The organism is Saccharopolyspora endophytica (genome assembly GCF_018070075.1).
GTDB classification, from domain to species: Bacteria; Actinomycetota; Actinomycetes; order Mycobacteriales; family Pseudonocardiaceae; genus Saccharopolyspora; species Saccharopolyspora endophytica.
Window position 1 is genome coordinate 233,243 of record NZ_JAGPXE010000002.1, and the last position, 13,182, is coordinate 246,424.

General features: G+C 70.2%; 12 protein-coding genes. 7 read left to right on the forward strand and 5 right to left on the reverse strand.

All coding sequences use genetic code 11. From position 1 onward, the window contains the following. Nucleotides 1-2 precede the first annotated feature (2 nt). The 4 genes from ehuC to KBO27_RS05225 all read left to right on the forward strand — a co-directional run bounded on the left by ehuC (nt 3) and on the right by KBO27_RS05225 (nt 4,281). Nucleotides 3-704 carry an ectoine/hydroxyectoine ABC transporter permease subunit EhuC gene (ehuC, locus tag KBO27_RS05210; protein WP_210968808.1) on the forward strand — a complete coding sequence of 234 codons (702 nt, stop codon included), beginning with the start codon at nt 3-5 and terminating at the stop codon, nt 702-704. Further along, on the forward strand, nt 701-1,357 hold the full coding sequence (gene ehuD, locus KBO27_RS05215) for an ectoine/hydroxyectoine ABC transporter permease subunit EhuD (protein WP_210968809.1): 657 nt from the start codon (nt 701-703) through the stop codon (nt 1,355-1,357). Before ehuC ends, ehuD begins: the two co-directional genes overlap by 4 nt. A gap of 4 nt (nt 1,358-1,361) precedes the next feature. Continuing rightward, nucleotides 1,362-2,117 carry an ectoine/hydroxyectoine ABC transporter ATP-binding protein EhuA gene (gene ehuA / locus KBO27_RS05220; RefSeq protein WP_210969224.1) on the forward strand — a complete coding sequence of 252 codons (756 nt, stop codon included), beginning with the start codon at nt 1,362-1,364 and terminating at the stop codon, nt 2,115-2,117. 181 nt (nt 2,118-2,298) lie between these two features. Next, nucleotides 2,299-4,281 carry an APC family permease gene (locus KBO27_RS05225; RefSeq protein ID WP_210968810.1) on the forward strand — a complete coding sequence of 661 codons (1,983 nt, stop codon included), beginning with the start codon at nt 2,299-2,301 and terminating at the stop codon, nt 4,279-4,281. On the opposite strand, the gene KBO27_RS05230 is transcribed toward KBO27_RS05225, so the two are convergent. The 4 genes from KBO27_RS05230 to KBO27_RS05245 are packed head-to-tail and all read right to left on the reverse strand — an operon-like array spanning nt 4,271 to nt 8,364. Further along, complete coding sequence (locus tag KBO27_RS05230; protein ID WP_210968811.1) at nt 4,271-5,137, reverse strand: fumarylacetoacetate hydrolase family protein; 867 nt, start codon at nt 5,135-5,137, stop codon at nt 4,271-4,273. The two genes, KBO27_RS05225 and KBO27_RS05230, sit on opposite strands and share 11 nt — an antisense overlap. A gap of 36 nt (nt 5,138-5,173) precedes the next feature. Next, nucleotides 5,174-5,926 (reverse strand): SDR family NAD(P)-dependent oxidoreductase, encoded by a 753-nt coding sequence (locus KBO27_RS05235; RefSeq protein WP_210968812.1) that lies wholly within the window; start codon nt 5,924-5,926, stop codon nt 5,174-5,176. A gap of 22 nt (nt 5,927-5,948) precedes the next feature. After that, nucleotides 5,949-7,259 (reverse strand): MFS transporter, encoded by a 1,311-nt coding sequence (locus tag KBO27_RS05240; protein WP_210968813.1) that lies wholly within the window; start codon nt 7,257-7,259, stop codon nt 5,949-5,951. 16 nt (nt 7,260-7,275) lie between these two features. Next, a complete protein-coding gene (locus KBO27_RS05245) occupies nt 7,276-8,364 on the reverse strand; it encodes a mandelate racemase/muconate lactonizing enzyme family protein (protein ID WP_210968814.1) in 1,089 nt (362 codons plus the stop codon). 174 nt (nt 8,365-8,538) lie between these two features. On the opposite strand from KBO27_RS05245, the gene KBO27_RS05250 reads away from it, so the two are divergent. Beyond that, nucleotides 8,539-9,570, forward strand: coding sequence for a LacI family DNA-binding transcriptional regulator (locus KBO27_RS05250; protein ID WP_210968815.1), 1,032 nt, complete (start codon nt 8,539-8,541; stop codon nt 9,568-9,570). On the opposite strand, the gene KBO27_RS05255 is transcribed toward KBO27_RS05250, so the two are convergent. Beyond that, nucleotides 9,567-10,616, reverse strand: coding sequence for a LacI family DNA-binding transcriptional regulator (locus KBO27_RS05255; RefSeq protein ID WP_210968816.1), 1,050 nt, complete (start codon nt 10,614-10,616; stop codon nt 9,567-9,569). The two genes, KBO27_RS05250 and KBO27_RS05255, sit on opposite strands and share 4 nt — an antisense overlap. A gap of 269 nt (nt 10,617-10,885) precedes the next feature. On the opposite strand from KBO27_RS05255, the gene KBO27_RS05260 reads away from it, so the two are divergent. Then, complete coding sequence (locus KBO27_RS05260; RefSeq protein WP_210968817.1) at nt 10,886-11,662, forward strand: glucose 1-dehydrogenase; 777 nt, start codon at nt 10,886-10,888, stop codon at nt 11,660-11,662. 23 nt (nt 11,663-11,685) lie between these two features. Continuing rightward, nucleotides 11,686-13,140, forward strand: coding sequence for an aldehyde dehydrogenase (aldA, locus tag KBO27_RS05265; RefSeq protein ID WP_210968818.1), 1,455 nt, complete (start codon nt 11,686-11,688; stop codon nt 13,138-13,140). The last annotated feature ends 42 nt before the right edge of the window (nt 13,141-13,182 follow it).

Genomic DNA, 13,182 nt, shown 5'->3' on the forward strand with positions numbered 1-13,182 from the left:
GAATGTCGCAGATCCTGCCCTACTTCCCGCTGCTCGGCGAAGGTCTGCTCATCACCATCGCGCTCACCATCGCAGGCATGGTGCTCGCGGTGGTGGTCGCCTTCGCCGCCGGCATCGCGCGGATGTCGCACCGCCGCTGGCTGAGCTGGCCGGCGTCGGTGTTCATCGAGGTCTTCCGCGGGACGTCGATGCTGGTGCAGTTGTTCTGGTTGTTCTTCGCACTGCCGTTCTTCGGGATCCAGCTGGTCCCGTTCGCCGCGGCGATCCTCGCGCTCGGCCTCAACGAAGGCGCCTACGGCGCGGAGATCGTGCGCGGCGCGATCACCGCCCTGCCGCGCGGCCAGCGGGAAGGTGCCGTCGCGCTGAGCCTGAGCCCCTACCAGCGGATGCGGTTCGTCATCCTGCCGCAGGCGGTTCCGGCGATGATCCCGCCCTTCGGCAACGTGATGGTCGACCTGCTCAAGAACACCTCCCTGGTGTCGCTGGTGACCGTCGCCGACCTGACCTTCACCGCCCAGATGGTCCGCAACACCACCGGCGCCACGGCAGCGGTCTTCGGCACGATCCTGGTGCTCTACTTCGTCGTCGCCTACGTCCTCTCGCTCGGCTCCTCGTGGCTGGAGCGGCGCGTCGACCCGACCCGGCCGGCGCAGGCGCAGAGCTTCTGGCAGCGCGTCCTGCCGGATCGGCGGGTGACGTCGTGATCTGGGACTGGTCGTTCGCCGCGCAGATCGTGCCCTTCCTGCTGCAAGGGCTGTGGATCACCGTGCAGATCACGCTCGTCGGCATGGCGATCGCGCTGGTGGTCGGGCTGTTCGTGGCCGTGGTGCGCTACTCCCAGGTGCCGGTGATCAGCAAGCTGTTCACCTTCTACGTGCTGTTCGTCCGGGGCACGCCGCTGCTGGTGCAGGCGTACTTCGCGTTCTTCGTGCTGCCCGGCATCGGGGTGCAGTTCTCGCCGATGATCACCGGCATCGTCGTCATCGGCCTCAACTACAGCGCCTACACCGCCGAGGTGTACCGGGCGGGAATCCAGAGCGTCGCCGTCGGGCAGTGGGAGGCGTGCACCGCGCTGAGCCTGTCGAACTGGCAGCGCTGGCGGTTCGTGGTGCTTCCGCAGGCGATCCGCGACGTCATCCCGGCGCTGGGCAACTACCTGGTGCAGATGTTCAAGGATTCCGCGATCCTGCACGCCATCACGGTGTTCGAACTGCTCGGCCACGCGACGGCCATCGGCTCCAGCAGCTACCGCTACCTGGAACCCATGACCATCGCCGCCCTGCTGTTCCTGGCGGTCAGCCTGCCCGCCGCGAGGCTGATCAAACGATTGGAGCTGCGTCTTGCCCACCCCAGATGACGCGATGATCTCCTTCTCCGGCGTGGGGAAGTCCTTCGGGGACAACCACGTGCTGCGCGAACTCGACCTGACGGTGGCGCCGGGGGAGAAGGTGTCCATCATCGGACCGAGCGGTTCCGGCAAGACCACCATCCTGCGGCTGCTCATGACCCTGGAGAACCCCGACACCGGGTTGATCGAGGTCGACGGGGAACCGCTGTGGGACTGCCGCGAAGGCGCCCGGCTCGATGCGAAGAAGCAGGCCGAGGTACGGCGCACGATCGGCATGGTGTTCCAGCACTTCAACCTGTTCCCGCACATGACCGTGCTGGACAACGTGACGCTCTCGCCGGTTCAGGTGCTGGGCATGGGCCGCGACGAAGCCGGGCAGCGAGCGGTCGAGCTGCTGCAGCTGGTGGGGCTGGAGAAGCACATGTCGCACAAGCCGGGGCAGCTCTCCGGCGGTCAGCAGCAGCGGGTCGCCATCGCCCGGGCCCTGGCGATGCGTCCCAAGGTGATGCTGTTCGACGAGGTCACCTCCGCGCTGGACCCGGAGCTCATCGGCGAGGTCCTCGCGGTCATCCGCGACCTCGCGCACACCACGGCCATGACGATGCTGCTGGTGACCCACGAGATGCGCTTCGCGGAGGAGATCTCCGACCGCGTCCTGATGTTCGACTCCGGCGCGGTCATCGAATCCGGACCCCCGTCCCAGATCCTCCAGAACCCCCAGCACGAACGAACCCAACGCTTCCTCAAAGCAGTCCTCGAACGCAAATAACCCCTCGACACCCCACTCCGAGGAAACCGGATTTTAGCGGAAGCCGGGTCCCCGATTTCAGTGGAAGTCGGGTTCGGGGTTTCAGTGGAAATCGGGACGTCGAGTTCCACTGAAATCCGGGAGACCACTCGGACGCAGTAGTTCGTCGGTGGGGGCGCGGAGGCGAACCTAGCCTGGGGCGATGGCCTCGTTTCGGCAGGTGGCGAAGCGTCTCGTGCTCGGACCTCCGGTGCGCAGCGACCGGATGGGCGAGACCCTGCTGCCCAAGCGGCTCGCGCTGCCGGTCTTCGCCAGCGACCCGCTGTCCTCGGTCACCTACGCCACCCAGGAGATCCTGCTGATCCTGTCGCTGGGCGGGCTGGCGGTGCTGCACCTGGCGCCGTGGGTGGGACTGGGCGTCGTGCTGCTGCTGGCGGTCGTGGTCGCCTCCTACCGCCAGGTGGTGCACGCCTATCCCAGCGGCGGCGGGTCCTACGAGGTCGCGGCCCGCAACCTCAGCCGGAACTCGAGCCTCGTGGTGGCCGCGGCGCTCATGGTGGACTACGTGATGACGGTGGCCGTCTCGGTCGCCGCGGGCGTGGACAACCTGGTGTCGGCGGTCCCCGCGCTCTACCCGTCGCGGGTGTGGGTGGCGGTGGGCGTCGTCGTGCTGCTGGTCGCGGTGAACCTGCGCGGCGCCCGCGAGTCGGGCCGCGCGTTCTCCGTCCCCACCTACCTGTTCGTGGCGTCGATGGGGCTGACGGTGGTGGTCGGGCTCGTGCAGGCGGCGGTCGGTCATCCGCCGGTGGCCGAGAGCGCCGGTTGGGGCATCCGGCCCGAGCAGACCGACCTGACCGGGATCGCCCTGCTGTTCCTGCTGCTGCGCGCCTTCGCTTCGGGGTGCACCGCGCTGGCCGGGGTCGAGGCGATCTCCAACGGGGTTCCCGCCTTCCGCCGTCCCAAGGAGCGCAACGCGGGGCGGACCATGCTGATCATGGGAGGGCTGGCGATCGGGCTGTTCAGCGGTGTCACCGCGCTCGCGGTGGTCGCCGGGGTGCGGGTGGCGGAGAACCCGTGCGACCTGATCGGGTTCCCCGGGGACTGCCGCAGCAGCGGTCAGCGCACCGTGATCGCGCAGCTGGCCGCGGCGGTGTTCGGCGACGGCGGCGTGATGTTCTACGTGGTGCAGGCCGCGGCCGCGCTGATCCTGGTGCTGGCGGCCAACACCGCGTTCAACGGCTTCCCGATGCTCGGTTCGCTGCTCGCGCAGCGCCGCTACCTGCCGCGTCAGCTGCACACCCGCGGTGACCGGCTGGCGCACTCCAACGGCGTCATCGTGCTGGGCGTCGTCTCGGCGGTGCTGATCGCCTCCTTCGGCGGGTCGGTGACGGCGCTGATCCAGCTCTACATCGTCGGCGTCTTCGCGTCGTTCACGCTGTGCCAGCTGGGCATGGTGCGGCACTGGAACCACGAGCTGCGTCGAGGGGAGGGCGACCGGGGGCGGGTCCACCGGGCGCGGCTGATCAACGCGGTCGGCGCGGTGCTCACGGCCACCGTGCTGTGCGTCGTGCTGGCCACCAAGTTCACCCACGGCGCCTACCTCGTGGTGCTGGCGATCCCGCTGCTGTTCCTGCTGATGCGCGGAATCCACCGGCACTACCGGCAGGTCCGCCGCGAGCTGGAACCGGAGTCCGGGGAGCTGCCCTCACCGAGCCGGGTGCACGCCGTCGTCCTGGTGTCGGCGGTCCACAAACCGACGCTGCGCGCGCTGGCGTTCGCCCGCGCCACCCGGCCGGACACGCTCACCGCGCTGACCGTCGAGGTCGACGAGTCCGACACGCACCTGCTGCGCAGCGAGTGGGAACGCCTCGGCATCGACTTCCCGCTGGAGGTCGTGGAGTCGCCGTACCGGGAGATCACCCGACCGCTCGTGCACCGCATCAAGGAGCTCCGCCGTTCCGGACCGCGTGACCTGGTGTGCGTCTACATCCCAAATTACGTCGTCGGCCACTGGTGGGAGGGGCTGCTGCACAACCAGAGCGCCCTGCGGCTGACCTGGCGGCTGCGCTTCGAACCCGGCGTGGTCGTCGTCAGCGTCCCCTGGCAGCTCGACTCCAGCCACCGCCGCGACGTCGACCGAGAGCACCACCCCCCAGGCCACGTCCGACGCGGCCTCAGCCGATGAGGGGCTTGGTGGTCCGGCAGCGGTTGACCAACCTGCCGATGCGCTCGACGTCGACCTCGACCACGTCGCCGTCGCGCAGCAGCAGCGGTGGCTGCCGGAAGATGCCCACGCCGCCGGGGGTTCCGGTGGCGATGACGTCGCCGGGATGCAGCGTCATCGCTCGCGAGCAGTAGGCGATGACCTCGGCGACGGAGTGGTGCATCACGGCGGTGCTGGCCTGCTGGACGACCTCCCCGTTGAGCAGGCAGCGGATCTCCAGCCGCTGCGGATCGCCCACTTCATCGGGGGTGACCAGCGCGGGCCCCATCGGGCAGAAGGTGTCCAGCGACTTGCCGCGAGACCATTGGAGGTCGGCGAACTGCAGGTCGCGGGCGCTGATGTCGTTGAGGCACGTGTACCCCAGCACGTGGTCCAGCGCCCGGTCGGCGGCGACGTGACGCGCCGTGCTGCCGATGACCACGGCCAGCTCCGCCTCGTAGTCCACCTGGGTCGTGTAGGTCGGGTCCCAGACGACGTCGTCGCGGTGGCCGACGACCGAGGTGGTGGTCTTCAGGAACAGCGCGGGAGCCTCCGGTGCGTTCTGACCTTCCTCCTCGGCGTGCTCCCGGTAGTTGCGACCGACGCACAGCACGTTGGTGGGGCGGGGGAGCGGTGCGAGCAGGTCGACCTCGTCGATCGGCTTGCCGCCGGTCGGTCTCGCCGCCCGCAGGACGGCGAGACCGCGTTCCGGGGTGTCGAGCAGCTCGCGCATGGTCGTCGGCGCCTGCGCATCGCAGTCGCGGGCCGCGACCACGTGCCCGTCGACGAGCAGGCCCAGCGCTTCGGTTCCGTTGTCCAGGTAGCTGACCAGGTGCACAGCGAACTTCCTTCTCTCGTGGTCGAAGATCGGGTTTCAGACCGCGGTCATGCCGCCGTCCATGACGAACGCGCTGCCGTTGGCGAAGCGAGCACCGGCGAGGAAGGCGATCCCGTTCGCGATCTCCTCCGGGGTGCCCATCCGCCCGTCGAGCTGGCGGTCCTCCATCTGCCGACGCGCGGCCTCCGGGTCGGGGGCGTTGGAGAGGATCTTGTCGATCCACTCGCTGGCCACCGTGCCGGGGCAGATGGCGTTGGCGCGGATGCCCAGGTGTGCGTAGTCCGCCGCGATCGACCGGGTCAGCCCGATCACGCCCGCTTTGGAAGCGCAGTAGGCGGCGCGGTTGCGGACACCCACCAGCCCGGAAACCGAGGCCACGTTGACGATCACGCCCGATCCGGCCTCGACCATCGACGGCAGCACCGCCCGGCAGGTGTGGAACAGAGCCGTCAGGTTGACGCCGAGCACGCGGTCCCAGTCGTCCGGATCCGTTTCGGTGACCGAGGCGGCCACGCCGATGCCCGCCACGTTCGCGAGCAGCGTCGGCGGAGCGGACCAGCGCTGCCGGGATTCCTCCAGCGCCGCTGCGAAGGACTCCGCGTCACGCACGTCGCAGGCCGTGGCGATCGACTCACCACCCCGGTCGCGCACCGACCTCGCCGCTCGCTGCGCGCCTTCCGCGTCGATGTCGATGGCCAGCACGCGGAACCCGTCCGCAGCCAGGGCCTGCGCCGTTGCGTACCCGATGCCGGAACCGGCTCCGGTGACGACGGCGATCTCAGACGACATGGTCTTCCCTCCCGTGTGACGGTCATGCGGTGGTGGGTTGCGGACGGCGGACCACCGCCAGCGCGAGCGCACCCACCAGGGCGAGGCCGCCGGCGAGTCCGAAGGCCGCGGGCCAGGAGTCGAGGCGGTCGACGAGGAATCCGGTGGCGGCCGGGGCGACGATCGCCGCGAGGTTCGCGCAGAAGTGCACGAAACCGGTGACCGCGCCGAGACGAGCCGGGTGCACGCAGTCCTCGACCAGGGCGAAGAACTGGGCGTTGCTCAGGTAGAGCAGCAGCAGGGCGGCGGCCAGCAGCGCAACGGCCGAGAAGGTGCCGCCGACTGCGGCGACCGGCAGGCACAGCAGCGCACCGGCGCCGAGGCACACCACCGCCGACCACCGCCGCACCGCGAACGGCGCCTGCGTGCGGCGCGCGATGCGGTCGGACATGATGCCGCCGAGCGCGGTCCCGATCGCTCCCGCGATCCAGGGCAGCGCACCGGCCCAGGCCAGGTTCTCCAGGTCGATGCCGTGCTCCTCGGTGAGGAAGACCGGGTACCACGACAGGAACATGAACAGCACCCAGCTGAACCCGAAGAAGGCGAAGGCGTTGGCGAGCACGGCGGGTTGGCGGACGTAGTGGCGCACCGGCGGCGCCTCGTCCGTCTCCGGGGGTCGGGCGAGCGCACCGGAGGTGATGTGCCGGATCTCGGTGTCGGTGATCAGCGGGTGCTGTTCCGGCCGGTCGCGCAGCACCGCGTACCAGGCGGCCGCGACGAGCACGCCGACACCGCCGAGCACCAGGAAGGGCATCTGCCAGGTGTGGCCCGACCACACCAGCAGCGCCGTCACGACCGGGGTTCCGATGGCCGCGCCGAGCGGGTTGGCGGCGAAGGACAGGCCCACCGCCGTCGCGTACTCGCGCTTGGGGAACCAGTTGGCCATGGTCCGCGCGGTCACCGCACCCTGGGGGCCTTCGCCGAGGCCGAACATGAGGCGCTGCACGACGAACGTGAGGACGTTGAAGCAGACGGCGGTCGCGGCCGTCCACAACGACCACCAGATGACCGCGCCCGCCATCACCCGCCGCGGCCCGTACCGATCGGACAGCGCGCCTCCGAGGAAGCACGCCGGCGCGTAGGTGAGCGCGAAGGCGCTCATGATCAGGCCCATCGTGGTCTGGCTGAACCCGAACTCGGCCATGATCAGCGGCGCGGCCACGCCGAGGGCGGCGCGGTCGCCGTAGTTGAGCACCAGCACACCGATGTTCGTGCCGAGCACGGCCCAGCGCATCCCGGGAAGGCCGCGACGCGCGGTCGTCTCCGCGGGCTCGGCCGGTCTTGGTCTGGTCATGGCGGTCTCCCGGGCGTCAGGCGCGGAGGGTTTCGAGGCGGTCGAAATCGAGGGCGACGCCGTGCCCCGGCAGCTCGGGAGCCACCGCGTGGCCGTCGTCGATGTGCAGCGGTTGGGCCAGGTAGGCGTCCAGGCCGAAGCCGTGGGCTTCCATGTAAGTGCGGTTGGGTGCGGCGGCGAGGGCGTGCACCGTGAGGTCGTGCACGCCGTGCGAGGTGACCGGCAGGTGGTGGGCCTCGGCCAGCGCGCAGATCTTGCGGAACACCGTGTAGCCGCCGCAGTTGCTGACGTCGGGTTCCGGGAACGAGACCGCGGACTCCGACATCGCCCGGTGGAACTCGTCGAGGGTGTGCAGGTTCTCGCCGGTGGCGACCGGAACCCCGCCCTCGTGGAGCACTCTCGCGTGTCCGGTGAAGTCCTCCGGAACCGTGGGTTCCTCGAGCCAGAACAGGTCCGAATCGGACAGCGCGCGGGCGGCGCGCACCGCTTGGTCGGCGGTCCACTTCATGTTGGCGTCGGCCATGAGCGGGAACGTCGATCCCAGGTGGTCGCGCATCGCGGCGACCCGCTCCACGTCCTCGGCCAGGTCCGCTCGTCCGACCTTCATCTTGATGGCGCGAAAGCCGTTGTCCTGGAACCGGTCCGCCTGCGCCAGCAGTTCCGGCAGCGGCAGCTCCAGGTCGATCCCGCCCGCGTAGACCGGGACTCGCGGGTCGTAACCGCCGAACAACCGCCACAGCGGAAGTCCGGATCGCCGTCCCTTGAGGTCCCACAGCGCGATGTCCACCGCGGAGATCGCCGAGGTGACGTGGCCGCCGCGGCCGCCGTAGTGCAGCAACCACCACATGTCCTGCCAGCGGCGTTCGATCTCGTCGGCGTCGCGCCCGAGGAGCAGGTCCGCGAAGTAGTGCTGCACCATCGCGTGCACCGCTGCGCCGCCCGCGTGCACCGTGTAGGTGTAGCCGAGCCCTTCCGCGCCGTCGGCGTCGCGCACCCGCACCGTGATGAGCTCGAAGTCCACCATCTCGCCGTGGGTGCTGTCGGTGAGCGCCGAGGCGAGCGGAACCCGGTACAGGTCCGCCTGCACGGAATCGATCGTGGCCATTGCGACCCCTTCCCGCTGGAATGCGGAAATGCCTTGAGAAAACCGGTTTTCTCGATTTCGAGCCAGGTAACAGCCCGGAACCGGGCGGAGTCAACCGCCGCGGAGGGCTGCATCGCTTCAGAAAACCGGTTTTCTCCGTGCGACAATGGCGTCCCGAGACGAGCGGAGGTGCGGGTGGACCGGCGAACTCCCGAGGCTGCGCGCGGGCGCGTGCGCCTCAGCGACGTCGCGGAGCTGGCCGGGGTGACCAAGTCGGTGGCCTCGCGCGTGCTCAACGACGATCCGACCTTGTCGGCGCGGGCCGAGACCCGCGGCCGGGTGGTGGCCGCCGCGCAGCGGCTGGGCTACCGCCCGCACGCGGGCGCCGTGGCCCTCTCGCAGGCGAGGGCGAAGGCGGTCGCGCTGCTGATCCCCGACCTGACCAACCCGGTGTACTCCCGGGTCATCCGCGGCGCCTACCGGCGAGCCCGGCAGCTCGGATACGTGGTGCTGCTGGCCGAGGACACGCCGGAGACCGAGGCCGACTCGGCCTTCACCGACCTCGTCGGGTCGGGCAGGGTGGACGGGCTGCTCATCGCCTCGGCGCGTCCGGGACATCGGCTGCTGGAAACCGCTGAGCTGGAGCGCGTGCCGCACGTGTTCGTCAACCGCGCGGTCGACGGCTCCGGGCGCAACGTCACCGTCGACGTCGGCTCGGCGAGCGCGGCCGCCGCGCGCCACCTGGCCGAGCTCGGGCATCGCCGGATCGGCCACGTGGCGGGGCCTGTCGAGACCTCGTCGGGTCGTGACCGCGAAGAGGCGTTCCTCGCCGCCGCGCACGAGCTGGGCCTGCCGGAGCCGGTCGTGGCGCGTGCCGAGTTCAGCGAGGCCGGGGGTGCCGAGGCGACGCGTCTGCTGCTGCGGGAGCCGGGACCGCTCACCGCGCTCTACGCCAGCACGTTGCCCCAGGCCGTGGGCGTGCTGCACGCCCTTCGCGAGCGGGGGCATCGGGTTCCCGACGACGTATCCGTGATCACCTATGACGACCTGCCCTTCGCCGAGTACCAGGACCCGCCGCTGACCACGATCGCCATGCCGCTGCAGGAACTCGGTGCCGGCGCGGTGGACGCGCTGCTGGCACAGCTCGCGGGCGAGGTGCCGCACGACGTGGTCGTGCCGGGCGAGCCGGAGGTCGTGGAACGGGGCTCGACCGGCCCGCCGCGCTAGGCGCTCTCCCGCACGACCAGGCGGTGGGCGGTGGAGAAAAGCTGAGGTGAGTCGTCCAGGTCGCCGCGGAGCCTGCCCATCAGGCGGGTGACGGCGAGTTCGGCGATCTGCTCCTTGTCCGGGGCGATCGTGGTCAGCCGCGGGGTGCTGAACCGCCCCTCCTCGACGTCGTCGAAACCCACGACCGCCACGTCATCGGGCACGGCTAGCCCGTGGTCGTGCAGGCAGCGGATCGCGCCCAGAGCCAGCGTGTCGTTGAAGGCGAAGATCGCGTCGAACGGCGTGCCCGAGTCCAGCAGCCGTTGGGTGGCTCGCATGCCGTCGATGCGCTGGAACAGTCCGGCGGACAGGACGAGGTCGTCGTCGACGTCCAAGCCCGCTTCGGACAGGGCTTCGACATAGCCGCGCTGCCGCAGTCCGGCCGGGCCCGCGTAGAACTCGTCCTCGCCGATCATGGCGATCCGCTCGCGCCCCCGGGACAGCAGGTGCCGGACGGCATCCCGGCCGGCGGCGACGTTGTCCACCGCGATGTGGTCGACCTGCACGTCGTAGAAGCGCTCGCCGAGCAGCACCGTCGGGCGTCGCGCGGCGCAGTCGAGCAGCTCCTCCGGTTGCAGCGACAGCGGGCTCAGGATCAGGCCGTCGATCAGGTGCGCCCGGAATCCCGTGGCCACCAACCTCTCCTTGTCCTCGTCGCCGCCGGTCTGGTCGAGCAGGACGGTGTAGTCGAACCTCTCGGCGACCCGGTGCACCGCGGCCGCGAGCTCGGCGAAGTAGGGCAGTTCGATGTCGGGTATCGCCAGTGCGATGACACCGGTCCGCCCCTGCTTGAGCAGGCGTGCGGCCGGGTTCGGCCGGTAGCCGAGCTCGGCGATGGCCTCCTCGACCCGGCGGCGGGTGCCTGCGGAGATGTGCGGACGGTCGTTGAGCACGTTGGAGACGGTCTTGGTCGACACGCCGGCCAGGCCCGCGACGTCCTTGAGGCTCAGGCCCGCCGTGCGCCGGGGGCCGGCGGCGTCGGGTGGCGGCGTGGCGGGGTCGGGCACTGGTGGGGCTCCTGTCTGCTGCGTCGGTTTCGGTGCCAGCGTACGACGCGTTTCGGTAATCGATGGAAAATTCTTCGCCCGCGAGTCTTGCGCGAGTCCCGTTTTCCATCGTTTACTGCCATGCCAACGGGACCCGTCACGGGCCCTGCGCACCACCCGGTCGCTCGGAGCGACCGCACGGCAAGGCCTTTCAGGCGGCACGCCCGCCGGGTCACCGCACGTCTCCTACGCCTGTTCGACTCCGCTCGCGGTCATCGAAGGAGAGATCCATGCAGCTGCAGGACAAGATCGCCATCATCACGGGAGCCGCATCCGGGATGGGCCGGGCCATGGCGCTCGGCTACGGCGCGGAAGGCGCCCACGTCATCGTCGCCGACCTCAACGAGGAGGGAGCGACGGCCGTCGTCGACGAGATCGAGGCGGCCGGCGGCTCGGCGCAGAGCGCCCACCTCGACGTCGCCGACCCCGCGTCGAGCAAGGCCGTCGTGGACCAGGCGGTCGCTCAGCACGGTCGCCTGGACGTCCTGGTCAACAACGCCGGTGTCGGCCTGATCAAACCGGTGTGGGACACCACCCCGCAGGAGTGGGACCAGATCTTCTCGATCAACGTCAACGGAGTGTTCTTCGCCAGCCAGGCCGCGCTCGAACCGATGCGCGAGCAGCGCAGCGGCAAGATCGTCAACCTGGCCAGCATCGCCGGGCGCCGCGGTGAAGCCCTCGTCGCCGCCTACTGCGCCTCCAAGGCGGCCGTCATCTCGATCACGCAGTCGGTGGCGCTGGCCGCGGCTCCCCACGGCGTCAACGTCAACGCGATGGCGCCGGGCGTGGTGGACACGCCGTACTGGAAGGAGGTGGATCGCCAGTTCGGCGCGCTGCTGGGCAAGGAACCCGGCCGCCACTTCCAGGACGTCGCGGAGACGATCCCGCTGGGACGTGCGGAGAGGCCCGAGGACGTCGTCCCGCTCGCGGTCTTCCTCGCAGGCCCGGGATCGGACTACATCACCGGCCAGACCTACAACGTCGACGGCGGCATCGTCACGTCCTGAACCCGAGCAGCGAGAGGTGCATCATGAACTTCCCACTCCTGCCCGCACAACCCGCGATCTTCGTCGCAGGGCAGTGGATTTCCGCTTCCGGGACCCGACCCGTGCTCAACCCCGCGACCGCCGAAGTCGTCACCGAGGTCGCCGAGGCCGGACCGGAGGAGGGTGAGGACGCCCTGCTGGCCGCGCACCGCGCCCAACGGAGCTGGGCACGCCGCAGCAGCGTCGAGCGCGGTGAGGTGCTGCGTGCGGTGGCCGACGCGATCCGCGAGAACCAGGAGGAGCTCGCGCGCATCGTGGTCACCGAGCAGGGCAAGACCATCGGTGAGGCGCGCGGCGAGATCGGTGGCGCCGCAACCTGGTTCGACTACTACGCCACCTACGACCGCCGACCCTCCGGCACCGTGCTGCCCTCCGAACGGCCGAACGAACAGCTGCTGATCCGCGATGAGCCCTGCGGTGTGGTCACCGCGATCATCCCGTGGAACTTCCCCGCCGCGCTGTTCGCGCGCAAGGTCGCTCCAGCGATCATGGCCGGGAACGCGGTGGTCCTCAAACCGCACGAGGACACCCCGCTCTCGGCCTTGGCGTTGGCCGGGATCTGCGCCGGAGCGGGTGTTCCGGACGGCGTGGTCAACGTGATCACCGGTTCCGGCCCCGCGCTCGGCGATGCGCTGGTGCGCAGCCCGCGGAGCGACCTCGTCACGGTGACCGGCTCGACCCGGGCGGGCAAGGAGATCCTCGCCGCTGCAGCGGCGACCGTCACTCCGGTCTCCCTTGAACTGGGCGGCAAAGCGCCGTTCATCGTCCTCGACGACGCCGACCTCGACCGGGCGGTGACCGATGCTGCGGCCGCCCGGCTGTGGAACTGCGGACAGGTCTGCACCTGCAACGAGCGCACCTACGTGCACCGCGAGATCTACGACGAGTTCGTCTCCCGGCTCGTCGAGGAGATGAACCGCGTGGTTCCGGCCGATCCGATGTCCGAAACCAGCCGCCTGGGACCGAAGGTCAGCGAAGCCGAGTGGCGCAAGGTGCGCGACTACCTGGACCGAGCGGTGGCCGCAGGAGGCGAGATCGCCTGCGGCGGAGGCCGTCCCGACGGCGCGGAGTTCGAACGAGGCCACTGGTTCGAACCCACCGTGGTGACCGGGCTCGGCAACGACGCCGAGATCGTGCGCGACGAGGTCTTCGGCCCGGTGCTGCCGGTGATCCCCGTCGACGACTACGAGCAGGCCGTCGACCTGGCCAACGACACCGACTACGGGCTGACCGCCTACGTCTACACAGGCGCCCTGAGCACCGCGATGCGCGCCGTCGACGACCTCTCCTTCGGCGAGGTCTACGTCAACAGGGTCGGTCCCGAGCAGCTCCACGCCTTCCACGGCGGCTGGAACCTCTCCGGGATGGGAGGCGACGACGGCGAGCACGGCTACCGGCGCTACCTCCGGCACAAGACCGTCTACCTCGGCCACGACTGAGATCCGCCGCCGCTCGACGGCACCAGCCCCGCCCGCGCCGCA